Source organism: Alteromonas sp. ABH4_452 (assembly GCF_056311825.1).
This window is the reverse complement of the sequence record NZ_CM149973.1, coordinates 2,513,139-2,539,918: the sequence shown is the minus strand read 5'-3', so window position 1 is coordinate 2,539,918 and position 26,780 is coordinate 2,513,139. Positions and strand designations below refer to the sequence as shown.

21 protein-coding genes are annotated in these 26,780 nt (G+C 43.7%); 7 read left to right on the top strand and 14 right to left on the bottom strand.

Going from position 1 to position 26,780, the window contains the following annotated elements:
* Positions 1-58 precede the first annotated feature (58 nt).
* On the bottom strand, positions 59-544 hold the full coding sequence (gene lrp / locus ACYX4N_RS10890; protein ID WP_474806603.1) for a leucine-responsive transcriptional regulator Lrp: 486 nt from the start codon (positions 542-544) through the stop codon (positions 59-61).
* Between the two features lie 185 nt (positions 545-729).
* On the opposite strand from lrp, the gene ald reads away from it, so the two are divergent.
* Positions 730-1,863 carry an alanine dehydrogenase gene (gene ald / locus ACYX4N_RS10885; protein WP_474806602.1) on the top strand — a complete coding sequence of 378 codons (1,134 nt, stop codon included), beginning with the start codon at positions 730-732 and terminating at the stop codon, positions 1,861-1,863.
* A 123-nt stretch (positions 1,864-1,986) separates the two neighbouring features.
* On the opposite strand, the gene pyrF is transcribed toward ald, so the two are convergent.
* From pyrF to gyrA, 10 genes are all read right to left on the bottom strand, one after another.
* Complete coding sequence (gene pyrF / locus ACYX4N_RS10880) at positions 1,987-2,685, bottom strand: orotidine-5'-phosphate decarboxylase (RefSeq protein WP_476054031.1); 699 nt, start codon at positions 2,683-2,685, stop codon at positions 1,987-1,989.
* A 6-nt stretch (positions 2,686-2,691) separates the two neighbouring features.
* Positions 2,692-3,861 (bottom strand): lipopolysaccharide assembly protein LapB, encoded by a 1,170-nt coding sequence (lapB, locus tag ACYX4N_RS10875; protein ID WP_474806598.1) that lies wholly within the window; start codon positions 3,859-3,861, stop codon positions 2,692-2,694.
* Positions 3,861-4,121 (bottom strand): LapA family protein, encoded by a 261-nt coding sequence (locus ACYX4N_RS10870; protein ID WP_474806596.1) that lies wholly within the window; start codon positions 4,119-4,121, stop codon positions 3,861-3,863. Before ACYX4N_RS10870 ends, lapB begins: the two co-directional genes overlap by 1 nt.
* Positions 4,122-4,283: 162 nt before the next feature.
* The gene (locus ACYX4N_RS10865) at positions 4,284-6,626 is read right to left on the bottom strand and encodes a PilZ domain-containing protein (protein WP_476054030.1); all 2,343 of its coding nucleotides are present in this window, start codon (positions 6,624-6,626) and stop codon (positions 4,284-4,286) included.
* A 202-nt stretch (positions 6,627-6,828) separates the two neighbouring features.
* On the bottom strand, positions 6,829-7,116 hold the full coding sequence (gene ihfB / locus ACYX4N_RS10860) for an integration host factor subunit beta (protein WP_014949641.1): 288 nt from the start codon (positions 7,114-7,116) through the stop codon (positions 6,829-6,831).
* Between the two features lie 76 nt (positions 7,117-7,192).
* Positions 7,193-8,863: a 30S ribosomal protein S1 gene (gene rpsA, locus ACYX4N_RS10855; protein WP_474806593.1), complete on the bottom strand. Its 1,671-nt coding sequence runs from the start codon at positions 8,861-8,863 to the stop codon at positions 7,193-7,195.
* A 119-nt stretch (positions 8,864-8,982) separates the two neighbouring features.
* Complete coding sequence (gene cmk, locus ACYX4N_RS10850) at positions 8,983-9,654, bottom strand: (d)CMP kinase (protein WP_014976668.1); 672 nt, start codon at positions 9,652-9,654, stop codon at positions 8,983-8,985.
* Positions 9,655-9,838: 184 nt separating this feature from the next.
* The gene (gene aroA, locus ACYX4N_RS10845; protein ID WP_476054029.1) at positions 9,839-11,122 is read right to left on the bottom strand and encodes a 3-phosphoshikimate 1-carboxyvinyltransferase; all 1,284 of its coding nucleotides are present in this window, start codon (positions 11,120-11,122) and stop codon (positions 9,839-9,841) included.
* Position 11,123: 1 nt separating this feature from the next.
* Complete coding sequence (gene serC, locus ACYX4N_RS10840; protein ID WP_476054028.1) at positions 11,124-12,209, bottom strand: 3-phosphoserine/phosphohydroxythreonine transaminase; 1,086 nt, start codon at positions 12,207-12,209, stop codon at positions 11,124-11,126.
* A gap of 144 nt (positions 12,210-12,353) precedes the next feature.
* Positions 12,354-15,068 carry a DNA topoisomerase (ATP-hydrolyzing) subunit A gene (gene gyrA / locus ACYX4N_RS10835; protein WP_476054027.1) on the bottom strand — a complete coding sequence of 905 codons (2,715 nt, stop codon included), beginning with the start codon at positions 15,066-15,068 and terminating at the stop codon, positions 12,354-12,356.
* 302 nt (positions 15,069-15,370) lie between these two features.
* Between gyrA and ubiG the strand changes: the two genes are divergently transcribed.
* The 5 genes from ubiG to ACYX4N_RS10810 all read left to right on the top strand — a co-directional run bounded on the left by ubiG (position 15,371) and on the right by ACYX4N_RS10810 (position 21,337).
* Complete coding sequence (gene ubiG, locus ACYX4N_RS10830; protein WP_474806587.1) at positions 15,371-16,075, top strand: bifunctional 2-polyprenyl-6-hydroxyphenol methylase/3-demethylubiquinol 3-O-methyltransferase UbiG; 705 nt, start codon at positions 15,371-15,373, stop codon at positions 16,073-16,075.
* Between the two features lie 546 nt (positions 16,076-16,621).
* Positions 16,622-18,943 (top strand): class 1a ribonucleoside-diphosphate reductase subunit alpha, encoded by a 2,322-nt coding sequence (gene nrdA / locus ACYX4N_RS10825; protein WP_474825818.1) that lies wholly within the window; start codon positions 16,622-16,624, stop codon positions 18,941-18,943.
* Between the two features lie 126 nt (positions 18,944-19,069).
* A complete protein-coding gene (nrdB, locus tag ACYX4N_RS10820; RefSeq protein ID WP_269916991.1) occupies positions 19,070-20,200 on the top strand; it encodes a class Ia ribonucleoside-diphosphate reductase subunit beta in 1,131 nt (376 codons plus the stop codon).
* 12 nt (positions 20,201-20,212) lie between these two features.
* Positions 20,213-20,485: a class I ribonucleotide reductase maintenance protein YfaE gene (yfaE, locus tag ACYX4N_RS10815; protein ID WP_476054026.1), complete on the top strand. Its 273-nt coding sequence runs from the start codon at positions 20,213-20,215 to the stop codon at positions 20,483-20,485.
* Between the two features lie 114 nt (positions 20,486-20,599).
* Positions 20,600-21,337 (top strand): SDR family oxidoreductase, encoded by a 738-nt coding sequence (locus ACYX4N_RS10810; RefSeq protein ID WP_476054025.1) that lies wholly within the window; start codon positions 20,600-20,602, stop codon positions 21,335-21,337.
* A gap of 92 nt (positions 21,338-21,429) precedes the next feature.
* Here ACYX4N_RS10810 and ACYX4N_RS10805 read toward each other — a convergent pair whose 3' ends face one another.
* Complete coding sequence (locus ACYX4N_RS10805; RefSeq protein WP_474806580.1) at positions 21,430-21,672, bottom strand: DUF2164 domain-containing protein; 243 nt, start codon at positions 21,670-21,672, stop codon at positions 21,430-21,432.
* 388 nt (positions 21,673-22,060) lie between these two features.
* Here ACYX4N_RS10805 and ACYX4N_RS10800 point away from each other — a divergent pair, with 388 nt between their 5' ends.
* Positions 22,061-23,158: an NADH:flavin oxidoreductase gene (locus ACYX4N_RS10800; protein WP_474806578.1), complete on the top strand. Its 1,098-nt coding sequence runs from the start codon at positions 22,061-22,063 to the stop codon at positions 23,156-23,158.
* A 22-nt stretch (positions 23,159-23,180) separates the two neighbouring features.
* On the opposite strand, the gene ACYX4N_RS10795 is transcribed toward ACYX4N_RS10800, so the two are convergent.
* Together ACYX4N_RS10795 and ACYX4N_RS10790 are read right to left on the bottom strand one after the other, a co-directional pair.
* On the bottom strand, positions 23,181-25,535 hold the full coding sequence (locus ACYX4N_RS10795) for a sensor domain-containing phosphodiesterase (RefSeq protein ID WP_476054024.1): 2,355 nt from the start codon (positions 25,533-25,535) through the stop codon (positions 23,181-23,183).
* Positions 25,536-25,791: 256 nt separating this feature from the next.
* Positions 25,792-26,658, bottom strand: coding sequence for a DMT family transporter (locus ACYX4N_RS10790; RefSeq protein WP_476054023.1), 867 nt, complete (start codon positions 26,656-26,658; stop codon positions 25,792-25,794).
* Positions 26,659-26,780: the final 122 nt, after the last annotated feature.

The window sequence follows — 26,780 nt, the reverse complement described above, 5'->3', positions numbered from 1 at the left end:
CAAACACTGTATTTTTGCACAGCCTACCATAAAAACACGCTATTGAGCCATGCTTTCATTACTTCAAATTAATGCGCAGTGATGATGTGCTTTTTACTTCTTCCATCACAACATATGTCCGAGACTCACTTACACCCGGTAAACGCAATAAGGTATCACCCAACAGCTTTCTATAACTGCCCATATCCGCAACGCGGGCTTTTAATAAGAAGTCGAAATCACCAGATACCAAGTGACACTCTTGAATATCGTCATGCAGTTTTACCGCAGCAGAAAATTCTGCAAAGATATCTACCGATGTTTTGGTTAATGTAATCTCAACAAACACGAGCATAGCAGCGCCAAGCTTTTCTGGGTCAACTAACGCGTGGTAGCCCTTTATATAGCCCTGAGTCTCTAATCTCTTGACTCTCTCTAAGCAAGGGCTTGGACTTAAGCCCACCTCTTTAGCTAGTTCGACATTAGATATACGCCCGTTTTTCTGCAGTTGTACCAGTATATTCCTGTCTATCCGGTCAAGGTGTTTAGGCGTCTTTACCAACATATAAAATACCTCACAAGCCATCTTTTAAAGGATTATATGCTACATAACTTCATTATTCAGCAGATAGTTCGTTTTTTTATGACGTATACTCGCCAAATAGGTTTACGGGCTTTCAAGACCGATTGCTACGAAACAAAGTTCAACCAGAGCCACATAGAAGCTCGTTATAAATTTGAGGACGATACATGTTAGTTGGTGTACCAAAAGAAATTAAGAACCACGAATATCGTGTTGGCTTGACGCCAGCAGCAGTAAAAGAATTTGTTACTCATGGTCATAGTGTTCTTGTTGAAACTAATGCCGGTGATGCAATCGGTTTCACTGACGAAATGTATGTAGACGCCGGTGCTGCGATTGCACCTACTGCTGAGCAAGTGTTTGCTGAAGCGGAAATGATTGTAAAAGTGAAAGAGCCTCAACCAAACGAATGTAAAATGCTTCGTAAAGGCCAAACGCTTTATACTTACCTTCACTTAGCCCCAGATCCTACGCAAACTAAGTTATTAGTTGAGTCAGGTGCAACCTGTATTGCTTATGAAACAGTAACTGACGACCGTGGTGGTCTTCCATTGCTTGCACCAATGAGTGAAGTAGCGGGCCGCATGTCTGTTCAAGCTGGCGCGCACTATCTTGAAAAAGCGCACGGCGGCAGCGGTACCCTTCTTGGTGGTGTACCCGGTGTAGCGCCAGGCAAAGTATTGGTAATTGGTGGTGGCGTTGTAGGCACTAACGCTGCAAAAATGGCACTAGGTCTTGGTGCTGATGTCACCATTCTAGACCGTTCACTTCCGCGTCTTCGCCAGCTAGACGATATCTTTAACGGTCAAGTTAAGACGGTTTACTCTACAGTTGATGCTATCGAGCATTACTCTTCTAAAGCAGACCTTGTTGTTGGTGCAGTCCTTATTCCTGGCGCAGCAGCACCAAAGCTACTTACCCGTGAACAAATTAAAGCGATGAAGCCGGGCTCTGTGCTTGTAGATGTTGCTATTGACCAAGGTGGCTGTTTTGAAACGTCTAAAGCCACTACGCACCAAGACCCCGTTTACGTTGTAGATGACGTGGTTCACTACTGTGTAGCAAACATGCCAGGCGGTGTTGCGCGCACTTCTACTATGGCGCTTAACAATGCGACCTTGCCATTTGGTTTGGCTCTGGCAAACAAAGGCCCAGCCAAAGCTATGTTAGAAGACAAGCATTTGCTGAACGGCTTGAACGTTCACGAAGGTAAAGTAACCTATAAAGCGGTAGTTGATGCACTAGGTGAAGAGCTCGGTTTAACCTATACGCCAGCTGAAGTAGCGCTTAAAGGCGAATAAGATTTTTCGATTATTTTAATGGCTCTAGATCACTCTCGTGAATAAAGAGCCTTCAAAATGGCTTAAAGAAAAAAGCTCGGTATGTGAACGCCACATCCGAGCTTTTTTGTATTTGCATTAAGTCTAACCGTTTATTGATTCGTTTACGGACTTCAATACTGCAATAGGGTCTTCTGCTTTCGTGATAGGTCGCCCCATAACTAAATAGCTTACGCCTGCTTTCATTGCATCAGGTGGCGTCATAACACGTTTCTGGTCGCCAGCGTCAGCGCCTACAGGGCGAATACCTGGCGTAACTAATAGAAAGTCATCACTGTGTTTTTCGCGCAACGCACTGGCTTCCTGTGCTGAACAGACGATGCCGTCTAAACCTGCTTTTTCTGTTAGTGCTGCCAAGCGCAGTACTTGTTGCTCTGGTGTTAAACCGCTTACCACATCAGCCAGTTGTGCCTCGTCCATGCTGGTAAGTACGGTAACCGCAATAAGCTTAGTTTGAGGATTACTGCTTGTTGCAATGGCTTCTTTCGCTGCTTGCATCATAGGTAGGCCGCCCGAAGCATGTACGTTTACCATCCATACACCAAGCTCGGCTGCTGCTTTACACGCTTTCGCTACTGTATTTGGAATGTCGTGGAATTTGAGATCCAAGAAAACGTCAAAGCCTTTAGCAATCAGCGCTTTTACGAATTCCGGCCCGAATAAGGTGAACATCTCCTTGCCCACTTTCAGCTTGCATAAGCTTGAATCTAATTTATCAACAAACGCCAATGCAGTGTCTTTATTGTCATAGTCTAATGCAACAATAACGCGTGGGTCATGCATGTTCTTTTATTCTCCGTCTAGCCCTTTGATAGGTTTTACCACGCCCCACTTTTTACAGCTAGGGCATAACCAATATAATTTACGGCCGGAAAAGCCACAGCTGCCACAGCGATATTTAGGACGCTGCAACATTTGCTTTTCCACCAATTCTTTAAGTAAGCGTAAACTATCAGCCGTAGTTTTGTCTGAAAGCTGGTCAATATAAAGCCCCATAAGGGTTTTAAAGCCGCGCATGGTTGGACGTTTTCGAAGCTGTTCTAATAGATATTCTGCGGCTTGCGCTGTTTCACCGCGCTTCATCAGCACATCAACCATGGCTAAATAAGACGTTGCGCACTCTTGCCAGTGCGCTTCTAAGTTTTTCTGAAAGCTTTCCCAGTCATCGGTTTCTTCCGCGATTTTTTCAAGGCTAGGCACGGCTTCACTGAACCAATTGATATCGCGCTCTGCAACTTGAGTAAAATAGGCATTTGCGTCAGTGAAGCGTTTTTGATTAAGCGCTATATCACCTAACATCAGCCAAGGTCTTACCGCATGTTCATCTGCATTAACCGCTTTCTGTAACAGTGTTAACGCTGCTCCTTGGCTTTCGTTCTTTAACTCAACCGCTGCTTGCTCACAATAAAAGTGGGCAAGACGTTCGCACAGTTCATCATTATCACCATGACATTGCACCATGCGCTCAGCTAATTCTATCGCTCTTTCCCACTCTTTCGTGGTTTGATAGATGCTAAACAGCTGCTGCTGGGCAACCAAATAATGTTTTTCACTGTTTAAAAGCTGAAGAAATGCGTTTTCTGCGCGCTCTAAAAAGCCAGCTTGCGTATAGTCGTGACCGAGTTCCCGAAGCGCATTTTCTCTTTGCGCTGGTTGTAGTTCGTCGCGACTAACCAAGTTTTGGTGAACTTTAATAGCCCGATCTATTTCACCGCGGTGACGGAAAAAGCTGCCCATGGCAATATGGGTTTCAACCGTATCGCTATTCACGTTAATCATTTTGATTAACGTATCAACGGCCTTATCGGGCTGGTCTGAAAGTAAAAAGTTTAGCCCTTTATAATAATGCTTAGATAGGATACTTGACTGTTTTCGCTGCGCTTGACGGACACTATTGCGCCCCATTATCCAACCATACCCTGCCGCAACAGGTAAAAGGAGAAACAGCAGTTCGAGCATTAGTGGTCTTGTTCCAAACTCTGTATTTTAGATTGCGCAGACATTAACTGAACACGTAGTTTCAGCCAACTCATTAACATAATTAAAATGCCGATACCCACGCCTATTGAAAGTGTAATCGCAATCAATGTTGATAAGCGAAGATTCGCCTGAGCAATGAGATAATTAACTGTTACTTGTGCTTCATTTTGAGAGCCAATCACAAATGCAATGGCAAGTAGCACTAAGATAATGAGAAACGCTATGATCCCTTTCAACACTCAACCCTTTTTTATTGATTTATTTACAAGAATAGCAAAATGCGAAAAGAGATAACACTAAAAGCGTGTCGGAAATGCTGTTATACCAATACACATAGATAATTGTCTACTCAGAAGGCGCAGGCAAGTTTCCTAGCAAAGCGTGGGAATGCAGAAAAAGTATTAAGCTGCACCTTCACCTTCAATTTCATGGCGCTGAGGTTTTGCTATAAGGTTTTCCACCACTAAATCATGGTGAAGCGCAGACATATTCGTGATGAATATGCAGTGCGTATAACCTGCCTGCATGGTTTCAAGCTTGTCATACATAGCTTTATCTAACTTCGAAAGCTGCGCTAGCCGCTTTTTGGTCAACGGTGTTACAGCCCCGTGGCAGCGTATTGCGGTAACATCAGTAGCACTTAGCTGAATTTTTTCTTCATCTAACTGAGTTTTGATTTGTGTACGAAGCTTAGAGAACAAGAAATCCCGTTCTTTGATATACACCAAACGGCTGTCGCTTTTTCTCACGCAATGCACAACTAAAGCTTGTTCAGAGGTTTCTTTAAACATGGCTTCTAATATTTGGGATTTAGGCTTTGCCTGACCTTTGTCTGCAAAGAAACCATGAAGCGGGATGATATTTTGTGTACGTGAAAAGGGATAAAGATCGTCAGATGCATCGCTTTGATAGACGGTTTTTAGCCTGTCGAGTGTAAACCTATTCATTACGCAAAGTACCGATAGCGACGGCATATGCCTTACGGCAAGCTCCCAAATGTAACGATGTGTTGATCGCTGAATACGAGCAATATCTCTCACTTTAAAATAAGCCGTATTCTCTTCAACCATGTGATCGACGTTAGAGCTCACTTTAGCTTTGCGTGTGTCTTCTACGAGGCATAGCCTGACCACGCCAGTTTCAGCTTGGTAATGCACAACCTTATATTTTTCGCCTTTAATTTTTAGTTCCGGCACAGAAACTCGTATCTCTTTTTGCAGATCGCTGTGCGGCGCAACTGTCAATTTCATACCGCTGGCGCTTAAATCGGCCACTCGCGCGTCAAGAGAGGTAAGCAAGCCTACTTTGATGGAAGCGGGTTTATCGATAACGTAGCGAGTTTCACTCCGTCTATCTAAATCTTCTTCCATGACATAATCTATGCGCCAGTTGTCACCGCTAGCTTTCAACGTTTTAGACAAAGGCTTGAAATCGCATTTAGCAGAAAGCGTTAAGTTTGTGAGGTAGGCTGATACATCTTTGCAGTATAAAACATGGGAGATCTGGGCAAGCTGCTCAAATTCTTTACTCGCAATATCGTGAATAGCAAAGGCTTTTTGTTTATCTTCACGGGTCACACTATCTAGGCGACAGTGGGTACATATAAAGTCACCACTTTTTGCAAGCAAATATACAAGCGCATTAAGTTGCTTAAGCGCAAGTAGTTGCCTGTGTGTAGCGGTTATCTGTACGTTACCACTTTTGGTTTTAATATTGCCATGAAATACATAAGCTTCGTTGTACTTTCGCAACTCATCAACTAACGTAGAGAAAATAGGCTTATCTTGCAAACTTGTCAGTAGTTTGTCCGCATCATTGTGCTCGACATTCGCCTTAGTAAAAAGGGCTATCATAGGTTTTAGAGATTGCTTTTCAGGTGCAAGAAAAACAGGAAGCCACGGGCTATTTTCAAGTATTCGGTCGCGCTCGAGCTCCTGCATAGCACGCTCTATTTCTAAATCTCTCTGCAGCGGTTGCTTATAGGCAGTTACCGCAACATAACGTTTGAGCGTTGCTAAAAACCCCTTATCGACGTCATCAGGAAAATTAAATGACGTTTCGTATTTCCCTAAATGTTTATTGTATTTTACAGACTCTAGTTCAAGGGTAATTTCAGTGGGTTCTTTGGTCAGGCCTTTAACTTCGGGAATGGTGAAAGTGATTACATCGCCGGTGGATGCATTAGGTGGCCTTTTCGTCTCTAAAGTAATTCCATTATGTGACATAGAGCTTATTGAGCAATGACGGCCTTTCTCGAATTCGGGGGAAGAAATAGTAAAGTTGGGCCGAATAGCAATGTCATCACCAAAGTCGATATCGGTAAACGACTGGCTTTCAACGTTAAATGCATCGACAATTTTTTTGAACTGTTCTTTTTTTATTTGATTTTGGTAAAAGTCTGAGTTCATTACTGACTCAAACACACCTACGGTGTACCTGTCTTGATAGAGCGATGTTTCGTTTTTGAGGATCTGCGCGCCAACTTTATCGAGGCGCATCTGAACACCGAAGTGCTTGAACTTCATGACAGGGAATTGGGCGAAGGCAGAATTATCGGCAGGCGCATCAGTCAACGATGTTAATCGAACGACCTCTTCTTTCACGACTTTTCGGACACTACTAGGCAAACGCTTCGAAAACTTATTAATTCCCTCTAGCAACCTGTTTTGTTGTTCATATGGAATTAACGCGCGAATGAGCGGCTGGTATTGTTTTATTATTGCTTGTTCATCGCCGGCTGACATTACTTCTACGTATACCGTTTATTATTATTCGAATAATATATAACCCTACTTTAGTCGGGGTCAATAGGCATTAAAAATTAAACAAAAGTATCTCAGGGTATTCGTTAATTTAAGCTAGGCAGAGGGTTAAATGAAAGGCTTATTGTGATGATACTTTCCATCTGGCACAAAAAAGCCGCTTTACAGCGGCTTTTAAAATGCATTATGCGATTGAGGCGTCTACCCTTTCGCGAAGCTCTTTACCAGGTTTAAAGTGCGGTACATATTTACCGTCTAGTTTCACAGTTTCACCCGTTTTAGGGTTTCTACCTACTCGTGGAGCGCGATAGTGAAGAGAGAAACTACCAAAACCTCTAATCTCAATACGCTCACCCTTTTGAAGAGTTTGCGCCATTTGCTCTAGAAGTTCTTTTATCGCCAGTTCGAGTTCTTTCGCCGGAATATGACGCGCTTGATCCGCGAGCCGTTCAATTAATTCAGACTTGGTCATGTTTAACCTCGTTGTCAATATTATTGTTTAAACAGCTATCGCGAATTGGGTGTGCAGATGCACACCCACAAAAGCATTATTCGCCTTTAGCAGCTTTAAATGCTTCTGCCATCGCGTTAGCGAAACCAACATCTTCTTGCTGGTTAACTTTATCGATAGCTTCTTTTTCGTCAGCCTGATCTTTCGCTTTAACAGATAGGTTAACAGTGCGGTTCTTACGGTCAACGCCCATGAACTTCGCTTCGATGCTATCACCAACGTTAGCCGCTTCTGTTGCGTCTTCAACACGCTCTACAGCAAGATCTGCAACGCGGATGTAGCCGTCAACTTCTTCAGCTAGGTTTACAGTAACGCCTTTCGCATCAACTGCTGTTACTGTACCAGTAACGATAGCACCTTTCTTGTTATCTGTCAGATACTTGTTGAAAGGATCTTCTTCGATTTGCTTAACGCCAAGAGAGATACGCTCACGCTCTGGGTCGACTTGTAGTACAACTGCAGAGATTTCGTCGCCTTTCTTGTAGTCGCGAACCGCGTCTTCACCAGACTTGTTCCAGCTGATGTCAGAAAGGTGAACTAGACCGTCGATGCCGCCGTCAAGACCGATGAAGATACCGAAGTCAGTGATTGACTTGATCTTACCAGACACTTTGTCACCTTTTTCGTGTGACTCAGCAAATGTTTCCCAAGGATTAGCAATGCACTGCTTAAGACCTAGAGAAATACGACGACGCTCTTCGTCAATTTCAAGAACCATTACATCTACAGTGTCACCTAGGTTAACAACTTTAGATGGGTGGATGTTCTTGTTAGTCCAGTCCATTTCAGAAACGTGTACAAGACCTTCAACGCCGTCTTCGATTTCAACGAAGCAGCCGTAGTCAGTAAGGTTAGTAACCTGACCGTTGATCTTAGTACCTTCTGGGTAACGAGAAGCAATTTCTTGCCATGGATCGTTGCCCATTTGCTTCATACCAAGAGAAACGCGCTGCTTCTCTTTGTCGAACTTAAGTACTTTAACGTTGATTTCGTCACCAACATTCACGATTTCACTTGGGTGCTTAACGCGCTTCCAAGCCATATCAGTGATGTGTAGAAGACCGTCTACGCCACCAAGGTCAACGAACGCACCGTAATCGGTAAGGTTCTTAACGATACCCTTGATTTCGTGACCTTCTTCAAGGTTAGCAAGAAGCGTTTCGCGCTCTGCGCTGCTTTCTGCTTCGATAACTGCACGACGAGAAACAACAACGTTGTTACGCTTAGCGTCTAGCTTGATAACTTTAAACTCAAGCTCTTTGCCTTCAAGGTGCGTAGTGTCACGTACTGGACGTACGTCAACAAGAGAACCAGGAAGGAACGCGCGTACACTGTTAACTTCAACAGTGAAACCGCCTTTAACTTTACCGTTGATAACGCCTTTAATTGTAGCTTTATCTTCGTAAGCTTTTTCCAGCTCAACCCAAGCTTCGTGACGCTTCGCTTTTTCACGAGAAAGGATAGTTTCACCGAAACCATCTTCAACTGCATCTAGTGCAACGTCTACTTGGTCACCGATAGCGATTTCTAGTTCGCCTTCAGCATTTTTAAATTGGTCAGCTGGGATAGCACTTTCTGATTTCAAGCCTGCATCAACAAGAACGATGTCTTTGTCGATAGAAACAACAGTACCTTTTACAATTGAACCAGGACGTGTTTCTAGTTCTTGTAAGCTTTCTTCAAAAAGTTGTGCAAAATTTTCAGTCATAAGTCTCAAATAAACTTTTAAGTTGATATCCACGCTTCTTATCCGGATAACGCGGGGTTATTAAAATTAGTCGCCACTTCCTGTAGCAACACTGCTTTGGATGCGATCAGCTCTCGTCATTAAAGGCGTGAGGAAATAATATCCATCGCTTTTTCAAAGACTTGGTCAATATCCAAGTCCGTTGAATCTATAATTACTGCATCTTGTGCCGGTACCAAAGGAGCCACCGCACGTTGTGTATCGCGCTCGTCTCTTGCCTTGATATCGGTTAAAAGGCGCGCAATATTAACATCCATGCCCTTTGCTTTCAACTGGCTATAGCGCCGTTCAGCACGGGCCTCTGCGCTTGCTGTAAGGAAAATCTTTACAGGCGCATCAGGAAATACCACGGTCCCCATGTCGCGGCCATCAGCAACAAGACCTGGATCTTGTTGGAAAGCACGCTGTCTGCGAAGTAGCGCTTCGCGAACACGAGGTAGTGCTGCAACTTTTGATGCCACAGCGCCAACCTCTTCAGTACGAATATCGTCAGTAACGTCTTCGCCTTCTAAGATAATGCGAGTGGTATCGCCATTCGTCTCGAAACTAACATCAAGACCGGTTGCTAGAGGAACAACACATTCTTCATCATCACACGGAAGGTCGTGGTGAAGTGCAGCAACTGCTAATACGCGGTAAATTGCGCCGCTATCTAGAAAGTGCCACCCTAATTTTTTTGCTAGCAAGCTACTTAACGTACCTTTGCCTGCACCACTAGGACCGTCAACCGTGACTACGGGTGTGGAATGCATACCTGCTCCATCGTTTAAATTACTAAAAATCGCGCGCAATTATACGCTTTAGTGAGAGATAAGCAATGCCGCCTCTTAGAGTCGGCATTGTACATTAGGATAAATCTGATTCAGATCAACGAAGCAACTAAAGGGTTAACCTACATAGCCCTTCATTGACCTCTGACTCATTTTTACAAGGCTTTTACGCGCTATATAAAGTTTTAAAGCGGGTAAAATAGTCTGGGAAGGTTTTGCGTGTACAACCTGGGTCGTTTATTGTTACCGGCGTATCGCTTAATGCAACTAGTGAAAAGCACATTGCAATACGGTGGTCGTTATACGTATCTATTTCAGCATGTTTTAGCGAATCAGTTGGCCATACTTTTATATAGTCGTGACCTTCTTCTACTTTCGCACCTAGCTTTTGAAGTTCGGTTGCCATAGCCGCAAGTCGGTCTGTTTCTTTAACACGCCAGTTATAGATGTTAGTCATGGTCGTAGGACCTTCAGCAAACAGCGCTGTAGTGGCAATGGTCATGGCGGCATCCGGAATATGGTTCATATCCATGTTCACACCTTTAAGTGGCGCACCGGTTATTTCAACATATTCATCGTTCCACACTACCTTTGCACCCATGGCTTCGAGCACGTCAGCAAAGCGGATATCACCTTGAATGCTTTTCTGCCCAATTCCGGTTACGCGTACCGTTCCGCCTTTAATAGCGCCGGCTGCAAGGAAGTAAGATGCAGAAGAAGCATCGCCTTCTACCATAAATTTACCTGGCGCAACGTACTTAGCGTCAGCAGAAACCGTAAACTTCTGGTAGTTGTCATTCTCTACACTGACGCCAAATTTAGCCATGGTGTCTAGCGTGATATCGATATAAGGCTTAGACACTAATTCGCCTTTGATACGAATAGTCACATCTCCTGAAAACAGGGGTGCTGCCATTAAAAGCGCCGTTAAAAATTGACTAGACACGCTGCCATCAACCGACATTTCGCCACCGTTTAACGTCTTACCTTTAATTTGAAGCGGAGGGTAACCTTCATTTTTAAGATAAGATACGTCAGCATCTGCTTCGCGTAGTGCATCCACTAAATCGCCAATTGGGCGCTCTTCCATTCGCGGTTCACCCGTTAACACGGTATCCACGTTACTTGCGGCAAGTGCTGCGCATAAAGGACGCATCGCTGTACCGGCATTACCTAAGAAAAGCTCAAGTGGCTCAGCCACCTCAAATGCGCCACCATTGCCTTGCACAACGCATTGAGTTTTATCTTCGCTTAAGCGATAGCTAACACCCAACTTAGTAAGTGCATTTAGCATATGCTCGATATCTTCGCTATCAAGCAAGTTAGTTAATTCAGTCTCACCTTGTGCTAACGCAGCAAGCAACAGTGCGCGGTTAGACAGACTTTTTGAGCCAGGTACATTGACCTCTCCCGATACTTTTGCAATCGGGTCTAATGTTAACTGCTCCATTTTATCCATTCACTCTTTCAAATTCACGCATAAATTCAACTAGCGCAACAATGCCCTCTACCGGCATTGCATTATAAATACTGGCACGCATGCCCCCTACCGAACGATGCCCTTTAAGAGCAAGTAACCCAGCTTCTTGTGACTGTTTAAGGAACAATCCGTCAAGTTCAGTATTGGCTAAATGAAACGGCACGTTCATTTTTGAACGGTTGTCAGGGTGAACTTTACTTGAATAAAAGTCAGAACTGTCGATAGCTGAATACAATAACGCCGCCTTTTCAGCATTGCGTTTAGCCATAGCATCAACGCCGCCCATATCTTTAAGCCACTCAAATACAAGCCCTGCCAAATACCATGAAAAAGTAGGCGGTGTGTTGTACATAGAGTCAGATTTTGCCGCTAGAGCATAATCGAAGATAGAGGGCGTCTCTTTACGCGCTTTACCAACCAGGTCTTCACGAACAATCACCACAGACAAACCGCTTGGCCCAATGTTCTTTTGTGCACCGGCGTAAATAACACCGTGCTTTGCTACATCTAGCGGTTGTGACAATATCGTCGAGGACATATCAGAAACCAGCGGCACCTTTCCCGACTCTGGTAGCCAATCGAAAGCAATACCGTCTACCGTTTCGTTCGGGCAAAAATGGTAATAGGCCGCAGACTGATCGATATCACTCAGAGCAGGCTTAGCGATATAGTGAAGTCCGTCTTTTTCTGTAACGTCGCCCACTACTACCGCGTTATTGTATTTACTCGCTTCACTCACCGCGCCTTTTGACCAAGATCCGCTCACTAAATGAAGGCTGGTATCATCGGCGGATGACAAATTGAGGGGAACAGCAGCAAATTGCCCGCGTCCACCACCGTGTGTGAAAAGCACATGGTAGTTAGATGGCACAGATAGCAAGTCACGCAAATCCTGCTCTGCTTTTGCGGCTATCTCAATGAAGTCTTTACCACGATGGCTAACTTCCATTACAGAACAGCCTAAATCGCGCCAATTTGTAAATTCTGATTGTGCCTTTTCCATCACTTCTTTAGGAAGCATGGCCGGCCCAGCACTAAAGTTAAAAACCTCTTTCATTGCGTTTTTCAACACCTGTAGATAAGTACCGTTCAACCCGCTTTATCTCAAACATTTTGCGGGCCTATTAGGTAAACAAGCGGCAAAAGCCGCTTGTTTGAAAGAACACTGATAATGCGCATGGCCTAAGCCTGCGCGCTATCCCTACTCTTCTGTCGTTGAGCCGTCACCGTCTTCTGCGGTGTTTTCTTGCTCTTGAACAGCAGTTTCTGCTTGTTCTGGCGCATCGTCTGAAATGATTGGGTTACCGTCCTCATCGAGTTCCTGCAACTCTGCCACTTCTTCAATACGCTGTAACCCTACAACGTGCTCACCTTCTACTGTGCGTATTAGGCGAACGCCTTGTGTGTTACGGCCTACTACTGACACTTCGCCTACACGGGTACGAACCAGTGTGCCTTGGTCACTAATAAGCATAATTTCATTGGTTTCGTCTACTTGAACCGCGCCAACTACTTTACCATTACGCTCAGATACCTTGATAGATACAACACCCTGTGTTGCACGGCTCTTAGCTGGATAGTCGTCTAGCGGTGTACGCTTACCGAAACCATTCTCTGTTGCTGTCAGGATTGGGCCGTCGCCTTTAGGAACAATAAGTGATACCACTTTTTGACCATCTTGCAGACGAATACCGCGAACACCTGTTGCTGTTCTTCCCATAGGACGAAGAGCTAGTAACTCTTCCCCAGTCTCTGGGTCACGCTTAACTTCACCGGTTTCGCTGTCGCGAAGCTTCTCGTTAAAGCGAACTACTTTACCGGCATCAGAGAACAACATGATGTCGTCATCACCATGGGTAATATCAACACCAATTAGCTCATCACCTTCATTTAGGTTAACAGCGATAATACCGCTTGAACGAGGGCGAGAATATAGGCTTAGGTCAGTCTTTTTCACTGTACCGTTTGCCGTTGCCATCAGTACAAACTTGCCTTCTTCGAATTCTTTAATAGGAAGAATAGCAGTAATACGTTCATTATCTTCTAGCGGCAGTATGTTCACAATCGGGCGTCCGCGTGCATTTCGGCTAGCAAACGGTAATTGATACACTTTCAACCAGTACAAGCGACCTCGGGTTGAGAAACACAGTATGTGATCGTGGGTATTCGCAACAAGAAGTTTTTCGATGAAGTCTTCATCTTTCATCTTAGTTGCAGATTTACCACGACCGCCTCGACGTTGTGCTTCGTAATCTGTAAGTTTCTGGTACTTCACATAACCTTCGCGAGAAAGCGTTACAACAACGTCTTCTTGCTCGATTAGATCTTCAATATCAATATCGTGACTTGCAGCGGTAATTTCAGTGCGACGCTCATCACCAAATTCGTCACGCACTTTTTCAAGTTCTTCTTGAATCACTTCCATCAAGCGCTCTGGGCTATTAAGGATGTGAAGAAGTTCTGCGATTAGCTCTAGAAGTTGCTTGTATTCTTCAAGGATCTTCTCGTGCTCAAGACCTGTTAGCTTGTGTAAGCGTAGGTCAAGAATCGCTTGCGCCTGCTGTTCTGTTAGATAGTACTTGCCGTCGCGAATACCAAATTCTGGCATTAACCAGTCAGGGCGTGCAGCGTCATCGCCTGCGCGCTCAAGCATTTGTGCAACATCACCTAAGTCCCAACCTTGTGCAACAAGCGATTTCTTGGCATCTGCCGGGCTTTGCGATGCTTTAATCAACTCGATAATCGGGTCGATATTAGCAAGTGCGATTGCCAAACCTTCAAGGATATGGGCACGGTCACGGGCTTTACGTAATTCAAATACCGTACGACGTGTTACCACTTCACGGCGGTGAAGAATAAAGGCTTCAAGCGTCTCTTTAAGGTTAAATACTTTAGGCTGACCATTGTCTAGCGCAACCATATTAATACCGAATACCGTTTGAAGCTGGGTATTGGCATATAAATGGTTAAGCAGAACTTCGGCAGATTCGTTACGTTTTACTTCAATAACAATGCGCATGCCGTCTTTATCAGACTCATCACGCAGTGCCGAAACGCCTTCAATACGCTTCTCTTTTACCAGTTCAGCGATCTTTTCAATAAGACGTGCTTTATTAACTTGGTAAGGGATTTCATTAACAACAATGGTTTCTTTACCACTGTTGTCTGTCTCGATTTCGGCTTTAGCACGAAGATAAATTTTACCGCGACCAGTGCGGTACGCATCTTCAATACCTTTACGACCGCTGATCATCGCCGCCGTTGGGAAGTCAGGACCAGGAATATGGGTCATCAGATCATCAATGGTGATCGATGGATCTTGAATTAAAGCAACACAGCCGTTGATGACTTCGGTAAGGTTATGCGGCGGTATGTTTGTCGCCATACCAACTGCAATACCTGACGAACCGTTAACTAGAAGGTTAGGCACCTTAGTTGGCAATACTTCAGGGATAAATTCAGTACCGTCGTAGTTAGGTACAAAATCAACGGTTTCTTTATCTAAATCGGCAAGTAATTCGTGCGCAATTTTCGCCATGCGAACTTCGGTATAACGCATCGCAGCGGCAGAGTCACCGTCTACAGAACCAAAGTTACCTTGACCGTCAACCAGCATGTAGCGCAGTGAAAACGGTTGGGCCATACGAACGATAGTGTCGTAAACCGCAGAGTCACCGTGCGGGTGATATTTACCAATTACGTCACCTACCACACGGGCAGATTTTTTGTATGGCTTGTTAAAGTCGTTTTTCAGTTCGTTCATTGCGAACAGCACACGACGGTGCACTGGCTTCAAGCCATCTCTTACGTCAGGCAAGGCTCGCCCGACAATAACGCTCATCGCGTAATCAAGGTAGGAGTTCTTTAACTCTTCCTCAATATTAACGGGGAGGATTTCTTTAGCGTTATCAGACATAAACTGCTTAATCCCTTTATTTTGGTTTGTTCTGCGTTATCCAGCGCTTAACTTCACATCATTGTGAAAGCAAGGCTTGGGAGCGCACTGTTGTTATTATGTGGGTCATAATCGTGCTTCGAGTGTACCACTTGATGACAGAATTATGTAGCGCTTAATTACGCTTATTAATCAACTAAAAGGCAAGCGATTATTTTTCGTTCATCCCTTCGTATAATTTAGCTATTTCTGTTTAAAAACAGTGAAACACAACCTGAATTTACGATATCTTAAGAAGAGATAGGTTAAGGATTGTTTTACTAATGACGAACGTCGATCAACAAGAAATCAATAAATTCTCTGAACTTGCGTCTCGATGGTGGGATCCAGAAGGCGAATTCAAGCCACTACACCTTATTAACCCACTGCGCCTAGACTTCATTAATCAACATAGCCAAGGGTTATTTGATAAGAAAGTCGTGGACATAGGTTGTGGTGGCGGCATTCTCGCTGAATCTATGGCTCGTGCTGGAGCAATAGTTACAGGGCTAGATATGGCAGAGGCTTCGTTAGAAGTGGCCAAACTTCACGGTTTAGAGTCTGGGGTTAAAGTTGACTACGTCTGCTCAACGGCTGAAGCATTTGCAGAAGCAAACGCTGGTCAGTTCGATGTAGTTACCTGTATGGAGATGTTAGAGCACGTGCCCGACCCTGCCTCTGTTGTTATGGCCTGCGCGAAATTAGTAAAACCTGGCGGCCATGTTTTCTTCTCTACACTGAACAGAAACCTGAAGTCATATTTGATGGGGATCCTTGGCGCAGAATACATTCTGAAATTAGTACCTAAAGGTACGCACGATCACGGTAAATTTATAAAGCCTTCAGAACTTATGGCGATGACGGATCAAGCAGGTTTGCTTCCTCGCGACATGACAGGTTTGCATATGGACCCGATTTCTCAAGGCTTTTATCTTTCGTCTAATAACGTAGACGTAAACTACTTACTATATACAGTAGCGCAAAGTTAATTTAACACTATATGTTGGGCTGCGGTGATATTTTAAACACCATATATCGTGTCTGTATAAAAATTGAATTCTAAGAATAAATTAATTTTTATACTTAAGATTTTGTTTAAAACGCTTGCATTCCAGATATTTTACGCTTGTAGAACGCTAAAAAGTTAGTTGTTACTAACATAAATTTCATGCCAGATTGAGTGCTTGAAATACCACCAGATATTGGGTTGCAATCAAGACAAAACCTCACTATCTTGTGTTTAATTCAGCACGGGATCCCATCGACAATTTTCGGGATCTCAACTAATGACAAACTGTCTCTGGGACACCACTTATAGTTTGAAACAATAATCTCGCTGAAAACAAAAAAGCAGTAAAGAATTTAACGAGCAGTCTCTACTACAATACTTCTTGGTATTAGTTTAGGCCGCTTTTTGTGTGTGTTTTTAACTGGCGTGAGCCAACAACGTTAACAACATACGCATTTAAAATTAAAACGAAAATGGGCAACAGATAGCCCACGCATCAAGCGCTAACAGACAAACGGCCAGTAACATGAACAACAACTTATTCGTCACCAAACGAAACGGTGAAAAAGAGTCCATCGACTTAGAAAAAATCCACAAAGTCGTTACATGGGCAGCCAAAGGATTAAACAACGTTTCTGTTTCACAAGTTGAAATAAAAGCGCAAATTCAGTTCTATGACGGCATTAATACCAGCGAGATCCACGAAACACTGATTAAGTCAGCGGCTGACCTGATCTCCACTGATGCGCCAGACTACCAATACTTGGCCGCGCGCCTGGCTATTTTCCATCTTCGTAAAAAAGCGTACGGACAATTTGAGCCGCCAGCGTTACTTGAACACGTTGGAAAAATGGTAGATTTAGGAAAGTACGACAAGCATTTACTTGAAGACTACACGCCTGAAGAATTCGCAGAAATGGAAACCTACATCGACCATTGGCGCGATATGAACTTCAGTTATGCTGCGGTTAAACAACTTGAAGGCAAGTATTTAGTTCAAAACCGTGTTACTGGCGAAATTTATGAAAGTGCACAGTTCCTTTATATTCTCGTAGCAGCATGTCTTTTCGCAAATTACGACAAAGCGACGCGTATGGATTATATCCGTCGTTTCTACGATGCTGCTTCAACGTTTAAGCTATCGTTACCTACCCCAATTATGGCAGGCGTACGAACGCCTACGCGTCAGTTCAGCTCGTGCGTACTTATTGAAACAGGCGACAGCCTAGACTCAATTAACGCAACGGCAAGCGCGATAGTTAAATACGTAAGCCAACGCGCGGGCATTGGTGTGAATGCAGGTCGCATTCGTGCACTAGGCAGCCCTATTCGTGGTGGTGAAGCATTCCACACTGGCTGTATTCCATTCTACAAATATTTCCAGACTGCAGTGAAAAGCTGTTCACAAGGTGGCGTTCGTGGCGGTGCGGCTACGTTGTTCTACCCTATCTGGCATATGGAAGTAGAATCTCTACTAGTGCTTAAGAATAACCGCGGTGTAGAAGAAAACCGTGTACGTCACTTAGACTACGGTGTTCAGTTCAACAAACTTATGTATCAGCGCATGATGAAAGATGGCTACATTTCATTATTTAGTCCATCTGACGTTCCAGGTCTTTATGATGCGTTCTTTGCTGATCAAGACAAGTTCGAAGAGCTATACGTTAAATACGAGAACGACGACAGCATCCGTAAGAAGCAAATCAAAGCGATGGAACTGTTTAGCTTGTTCATGCAAGAGCGTGCAAGCACAGGTCGTATATACCTTCAAAATGTTGACCACTGCAATACGCATAGCCCGTTCAACCCAGAAGTTGCGCCAGTTCGTCAAAGCAACTTGTGTCTTGAAATTGCGCTACCGACTAAGCCGCTACAGCATGTAAACGACGAAAATGGTGAAATTGCCCTTTGCACGCTGTCTGCATTTAACTTAGGTGCGATTGAGTCAGTTGATGAGTTTGAAGAACTCGCCGATCTAGCAGTACGCGCTCTTGATAATCTACTTGATTACCAAGACTACCCTGTCCCTGCTGCGTACAACGCAACTATGGGCCGTCGTACTCTAGGTGTGGGTGTTATCAACTTCGCTTACTACCTTGCTAAGAACGGCGTTAAATATTCAGATCATAGCGCAAACGGTTTAGTCCACCGCACGTTTGAAGCAATGCAGTATTACCTACTGAAAGCGTCGAACAACCTGGCTAAAGAGAAAGGTGCGTGCCCTAAGTTTAACGAAACGACTTATTCGCAAGGCATCATGCCAATTGACAGCTACAAGAAAGACCTTGATAGCGTATGTAACGAACCGCTTCATTACGATTGGGATGCACTTCGCGAAGAAATCAAAACACACGGACTGCGCAACTCTACGCTGTCTGCATTAATGCCTTCAGAGACATCTTCGCAGATCTCTAATGCGACCAACGGTATAGAGCCGCCACGTGGTTTCATCAGCATTAAGTCGAGTAAAGATGGTGTTCTTAAGCAAGTTGTACCTGAGTACGAAACGCTAAGAGACCAATACGAGTTACTTTGGGATATTCCTTCAAACGATGGCTACCTGCAACTTGTGGGTATCATGCAGAAGTTTATCGACCAAACTATCTCTGCAAACACTAATTACGACCCAAGTCGTTATGAAGGTAACAAGGTCCCAATGAAGCTTCTGCTTAAAGACCTTCTTACTACTTACAAGCTTGGTGTTAAGACACTTTATTATCATAACACTCGTGACGGTGCTTCAGACACCTCGGCGTTAGACGCTAAAGCAAACGAGCCTATGCCACGTCAAGAAGAAGTCGTGGTAGAGGAAGATGATGATTGTGCAGGCGGTGCGTGTAAAATCTAAAACACGCCCTTTTGCCAAAATGGCAGGTTCGTAAAAGGATTTTACGGTAACGCCTGCCATTAACGTTTCGCAGCAAGAACACAAACAATAATACGCGTTAATCATTAAGTTTTTAGTTAGGCCATCATGAAATACACTACGTTTAATCAGCAAAGTACTAATCCATTGATCGAGCCGATGTTTTTCGGTAATCCCGTAAACGTTGCACGCTATGATCAGCAAAAGCATGCCATTTTCGAAAAGCTTATTGAGAAACAAATTAGCTTTTTTTGGCGCCCTGAAGAAGTAGACGTTTCTCGCGATCGTGTTGATTTTCAAAAATTAACCGACCCAGAAAAACACATCTTTATTTCCAACCTTAAGTACCAGACTCTGTTAGATTCGGTACAAGGTCGTAGCCCAAATATTGCGTTCTTGCCTATTATCTCGCTACCCGAGTTAGAAACATGGGTTGAAACATGGTCTTTCTTTGAGACTATTCATTCGCGCTCATATACCCATATCTTGCGTAACTTGTTCTCAGACCCGAGTGAAATATTTGAAGATATCGTAGTAAACGACGAGATTAAGCGCCGTGCCGCTGATATATCAAAGTATTATGACGACCTCATTTTTGCCACTCAACTTTGGCAAACACAAGGTGAAGGCGTTCATACCGTTAATGGTACTGCGTACACAATTAATATGTACGAGCTTAAAAAGAAGCTTTATCTGTGTATGAACTCGGTAAATGCGCTTGAAGCAATCCGCTTCTACGTATCTTTTGCTTGTACGTTCGCTTTCGCAGAACGCAAATTAATGGAAGGTAACTCGAAAATCATTCGATTGATTGCCCGTGATGAGAACCTTCACTTATCTTCAACCCAGCACATTCTCAACTTGTGGGCCAAGGGTAAAGATGACCCTGAAATGGCGCAAATAGCAGAAGAATGTAAAGAAGAAGCCCGCGCTATCTTCATGAATGCGGTTGAGCAAGAAAAGCAATGGGCTGACTATCTGTTCCAAAACGGCTCTATGATTGGCCTTAACAAAGAAATTCTTTGCCAGTACGTTGAGTACATTGCGAATCAACGTATGTCTGCCATAGGTCTAGATACACCATTTGAGATTAGCAGCAACCCGCTACCTTGGATGAATAACTATCTAAATTCAGACAATGTACAAGTAGCGCCACAAGAATCTGAAATCAGTTCTTATCTAGTTGGACAAATAGACTCTGCAGTAAGCGAAGACGACTTTGCTGATTTTGAGCTGTAAAACCACAGCTTAATGAGCAGTAACGATAAATCACTCCGCATCGACGTTGTCGATGTGGGGGCGATTATTGCCCCCTCTGATACCACCATCTTAAACGCCCTCGAATCAGCAGGCGTCAATATTCACTACCACTGCCGTGAAGGCTTTTGCGGTGCGTGTCGAACTAAGCTTATTGAAGGCGAAGTTGAATACACTACCGATCCCCTCGCCTTTATTGATGATGATGAAATTCTTCCTTGTTGCTGCGTGGCTAAATGCCCGCTAAAAATAAAAGTCCCCCTGTAACCTCTTCATTCACCGCTCTCATCAGCATTCTCACAGCATTTATACGAATTAATGTAATCCACTTCGATACTTAGACGTAGCAACTTACGACTAATCAAACGTAAGGATAATGTTATGAATGAAGTTTCTGGAAAAGTAGTCATCATCACAGGCGCGAGTAGCGGGCTTGGAGAAGCGACAGCGAAAATGCTTGCGGAAAAAGGCGCTAAATTAGTGTTGGGGGCTCGCCGTGAAAACCGTCTTAAAAAACTTGTTGATGAAATTGAATCTTCAGGTGGACACGCAACCTATAAAACGGTCGATGTCACGAAAAGAGAAGAGGTTGAGGCACTTGCAAAAGCTGCAATAGATACCTACGACCGCATTGACGTGCTAGTCAATAATGCTGGCCTTATGCCCCTCGCTCCGCTTGACGAGATAAAGGTTGATGAGTGGGACCAGATGATAGATGTAAACATTAAAGGCGTTATGTACGGCGTAGCAGCGGTTTTAGGGCGCATGCGCGAACAACAAAGCGGACATATTATCAATCTATCCTCTGTGGCGGGTCATGTGGTTTTCCCAGGAGCTACGGTTTATTGCGCCACTAAATTTGCTGTTAAGGCAATAAGCGAAGGTATTCGCAAAGAGTCAAACGGTCAAATTCGTTCAACGAATATTTCACCAGGTGCAGTGGCGACAGAGCTTACTGACCACATATCTCACAAAGACTCGAAGCAAATGGCAGAAGATATGTACGACGATGCTATCGACGCAGATGCAATTGCCCGTGCTGTAACTTTTGCCATTGAGCAGCCTGGCGATGTAGATATCAACGAAATGATCATCAGACCTACCAATCAGGAACTCTAGTACCGATCATTCATTACTTAATGAGGTGGACCAACCATCTGCCATTTAATATGAAAGCCTGCTGAGTGCAGGCTTTAAATGACTGTATTTAGTTAAATTACCTTTTCGATGGCATATAGTTCTTCATCAATAACTTGTAAGCGCGATGCTACAACCGCTCTAGCATCACTTATGCCTTTGTTATAAAAGGTTGCGCCCATTTCCTTACTGATAAAATCGAGAAGAAACTCTGCGTCAAATTGGCCTAATTCCATATTTAACTCATCATCACAGTATCGTTGTAGTTTAGCGACCAATGCGTCTTTTTCCTCACGGGTAAATGTGATTTCGTTCATTTTCATCCCTCTTTTGTTATTTGTAATAACGTCAACTTTACTGTCTTTGGCTAATAGCATTTTTGTTAAGACAAACTGTTTGAAGACACTTAAACGTTATCATGCTTATAATTTTGCATATTAACGTGTTTGCTAACCACTTGTTACCTGTAGCCATAACGGTTTAATTAAAAAATGCCCTACGTTGTATACGTTTATACAGTGACATTTATGACCATGCCTGTGTGACTGTGCTCCTAACTTATCGTTGAGCCAGTTAATGAGAACGCCCGCCTAAGTGAACATCGCACTTCACTTTTACTTATGTCTTACTATCAAGATTTGAAAATTGACTTAGCCTACCTCGCCAGTACTATCTGAAAACAATCTAAAAACGTAGAGATAAAAAATGGCAGCAAACGCACTGTTTAAGCCTTATTCACAAGGCAACCTATCGTTAAATAATCGAATCGTTATGGCGCCCATGACTCGCCAGTTCTCACCTAACGGCATACCTACCAGCGATGTTGCCGGTTACTATAAACGCCGCGCTCAAGGTGGTACTGGTTTAATCATTACCGAGGGTACTACCGTAAACGACAAAGTCGCTACCATGGATGCGAACATTCCCCAATTCCACGGCGACGAGGCCTTGGCAGCATGGAAAAATGTGGTAGACGAGGTTCATAGTGTAGACGGTAAAATCATGCCACAGTTGTGGCATGTGGGTATGGCACGGGTCGCAGACAAAGCGCCCTACCCTGAGCTGCCAAGTGCGGGGCCGTCGGGACTCTTCAAACCTGGAAAACAGGGCGCTGAACCCATGACAGTCGAGCACATTGAATCTGTAATATCCGCTTTTGCTCAAGCAGCGGCTGATGCCAAAGCTATTGGCATGGATGGGATAGAAATTCACGGAGCACATGGATATCTAATCGACCAGTTCTTCTGGGAAGGCACTAATCAGCGTACTGATAGCTGGGGCGGTAGTATGGAGAATCGTGGTCGCTTTGCGGTGGAAATAATCAAAGCTATTCGCGCAGCAACTGGTCCCGATTTTCCTATTGTGCTGCGCTACTCACAATGGAAACAGCAAGACTACACCGCCCGTTTAGCACACACGCCACAGGAACTAGAGAAGTTCTTGCTTCCACTCAGTAATGCTGGCGTAGATATTTTTCATTGTTCACAGCGCCGCTACTGGGAGAGTGAATTTGAAGAAAGTGAGTTAAACCTTGCAGGCTGGACTAAAAAGATTACTGGAAAACCTACCATTACCGTTGGTTCAGTAGGGCTTAATGATGACTTCTTCGGTGCCTTCAAAGGCCAAGATTCAAGCACGCGTGCTGTTGACGATTTACTCGAGCGCCTTGATGCCGGTGAATTTGATTTAGTCGCGGTTGGAAGAGCCTTGTTACAAGACCCCAACTGGGCCAATAAGATTAAAGAAAACCGAACTCAGGAACTAGAACAGTACTCTGGAAAGGCCCTAGCTACCTTGTCCTAATTCGATGAGCTAATTGAGCACTTCAACTAGCACTGCATACGGTGCTAGTTGCTTTTAGAAGGGATTCGAAGTTAACCTTACTCATGGGCCTTGCTATGTAATACCCTTGACCATAATCGCACCCCATTGCTTTGAGAATTTCAAACTGCTCTTGAGTTTCAATACCCTCTGCTACCACTTTTATTCCAAGCTTTTTAGCCATAATGATAATAGCTTCACACAGCACTTTATCGTTACTGACGTCTGTCATCGTTTTAACAAAGCTTTTGTCGATTTTTATAAAATCGGTAGGAAACTTTTTCAGATAAGAAATAGAAGAATACCCCGTACCAAAATCATCAAGGGCTATACCAACACCTGCTTGCCTAAACTGGAACAACTTTTTAGAAACCTCTTCGTCGGCCTTCATTAAAAGGTTTTCTGTGACCTCAAGTAAAATCGATTTCGCTGAAACATTTATCTCGAGCAATTTGTTAAGCCAGTTCGTAATATTCGATTCTTGATGAAAATATTGGCAAGGTGATGTGTTTATACTTATTTGAAGATCACGGCGATAATGTGACTGCCAATGCTTTACATTCCTACACACTTCATCAAAAACCCAGTCGCTAATTTCGATAATTAAACCAGACTCTTCTGCTAAAGGAATAAATTCATCCGGCGGAATTCGACCTTTTTGAGGATGCTGCCATCGAAGCAAAGCTTCCGCCTTTAAAATCTGACCATTACTAAGTGTCGTTATAGGCTGATATTCAACGAAAAGTTCATTGTTTTTAACGGCATAGCGGAGGTCATTTAAAAGAGACAGTCGCTTTACCGCAGCTTCATGCAAGTCTAAGGTATAAAATTTGTAACTATTTTTCCCCGACGCTTTCGCTTGGTACATGGCTTGGTCTGCGTACTTCAACAAGTCTTTCGTATTACTAGCATCATCTGGATATAAAGTTACCCCCACACTACCACTTGTATGTACGCGATCAATATCGATAACAAACGGCTCTGCAATCACTTCAAGCAGCTTCTGTATTATGGCGTCTACTGAACTTAAGCTATTGATGCTATTTAAAATGATAACAAATTCATCACCACCTAACCTACAAACGGTATCATTAGCGCGTACGTTTTGCGTAAATCGCTTAGCACACTCTTTTAAAAGCTCATCGCCTACATCGTGTCCGAGGGTATCGTTTATATCTTTAAAGTTGTCGAGATCTAGAAAAAGAACAGCAACCTTGTCATTTTCTCTTTTAGCTGTCTTAATCGCTAAGTCGAGGTGATCCAGCATAAGGTTCCTATTCGGTAGACCAGTAAGCGTATCGAAGTTGGCTTGTTTCCAAATAAGGTCGTTAGCCAATTCTCTCTCTATCGCTATACTCGCGATATGTGCAAACTGCTCTATGAGAATAATTTCTTCGGGCGTGGGTACCGCTTTATAACTATGATAGATTGCGAAGGTGCCAATTACGTTCCCGTTTGACCCTCTAATAGGTTGAGACCAGCAGGACGCTACCCCCGCCTGTGCAGCCAATTCTTGATAGCCATCCCAAAAAGGGTGTGTACTAATATCTTCCACAACAGTTGGGTTGTTAGTGGCTGCTGCATTGCCACAAGAGCCTACACCATGCCCAATTTCAAGTCCGTCTATAGCATCGTTATAAAAATCGGGTAAGGACGGCGCTGCACCTTTTCTTAACTTGCCATCTTGCAGCAGCAGAATACTACAGAGCTTATTCGGATACTCTCCTTCAATGGCATCAACAATATCGAAAAGTACACTGTGAAGTGATTCCGCATTTACTACTTTTTCGAGAATAGTACTTCTAACCCTCGTAAGCTTTTGCGTTTGCTCGAGTTGATTTTGGTACTCAGTAATTTGCTTTGATAGCTCAGTATCTTCTTTCCTACAAATCTCTGCGTTTGCGAGCTCAGCTAGCTTTTCTAGCTGAAAAAGCTGGCTTTCATTAAAGTCATGTGGCTGCGTATCAAGTACACATAGAGTACCCACAGCGTAACCATCTACAACAAGCTTTATTCCCGCGTAGAAGCGAATATGGGGCTCGCCCAAAACAAATGGATTATCTTTAAAGCGCGGATCTTCTTTGGTATCAGGGATAATTAATGGGTCTGTTTCACAGATGGTGTGGCTGCAAAAGGCAATATCACGAGCGGACTCTTTTATCTCAAGATTGACTGAGGATTTAAACCACTGTCTATCGCTATCAACTAGCGTTATCGTTGCGAATCGGCAATTAAGTACACTACTTGCCAAACTCGTGATCCGATCAAAACGCGCTTCATTGGGCGTATCTAGTAGCGCTAATTTTCTTAGAACAGATACCCTCTCGAGTTCGTCAGACAATGCTCCTTTAATTAACACTCTGCGCTCCAATAAACTTTCCCACCAATAGTTGCTGCTACACTTCGCCACTTTGCGTCCGACGATATACACATTGTTAATCGCTGAACTTTAGCATTACGGATAGCAATATAACATTTTGCTTTAGTCTAAAAAGATAAGTATCTCTCGTTACGTTTTACCCAAAAACATGTGAGCGTTAACAACCTGTTGAAAAATGCTTACAATAAAATTTGAGGTAGTTAAAAGTGCAACGCACTATTTTCCGTGTAGCAAGCTATCTTTTTATCACCAAATAGATGCCACCCAGCGTCATGATAGAAGCGATAACAACCTGAATGCTAAGTTGCTCACCAAGTATAGCCCATCCCATCAAAGTTGCGATTACTGGAACGCTCAATTGAACAGTGGCAGCAGTAGTTGATTTAATAAGTGGCAGCACGCTGTACCATATTGCATAACCACATCCTGACGCCACAACGCCAGAAACTAGTGCTAATAAGGCCCCAGTACTGTCAAATACTAACTCAGTACTATTCAGTGATAGTAAAAAACCAACTAATGGGATACATAAGATTGATGCGTATATAAAGTTGCCCGATGTAGCAAACAATGCGGACTTACTTTTTTTGCCTAATAGAGAATATACGCCCCACGCAATACCTGCGGTGACCATGATTATGCCAGCTAAAAGCGGTGGCGCTGATGCACTCGGTAGCAACAAAATTACCAGACCGGCAAATGCAAGGAGGAAACCTAGCCATTGAAAACGCTTAAACCGTTCTCCTCTTGCAAGGCCAAAGCTGATCATAGTCAATTGTACTGCGCCGAATAACAACAATGCCCCTGTGCCAGTAGCCATAGAAATGTAGGCGTATGAAAAACAAAGTGCATACAAAAATAGTGAAGCGCCACCGAGGAAGGTTGCATTACTTTTTAGGTTAACCCAAAGGCCTGAGTCCCCTGGTACTTTTCGCAAAGAAAAGAGCGACAAGAACGTAAGTGCAAGAGCACCACTTGTTAAGCGCAACGCGGTAAAGCTAGCGGGGTCAATATCTGTATTCGCCAGCGCCATTCTGCACAGCAGCGAATTTGCGGCAAACGCAACCATTGCCACCGTGACTAAAGAAAGTGTTCTAAACAATGTCCGCTCCTTTGCGCTCACCTTTATCTCTAGAAATACATTCTTCAAAAAAAGTATAACGAGAATAATAACGTCAAAAACTTTTTTTAAATGACCTAAAACTAGAAGTAAGTTATAACCAT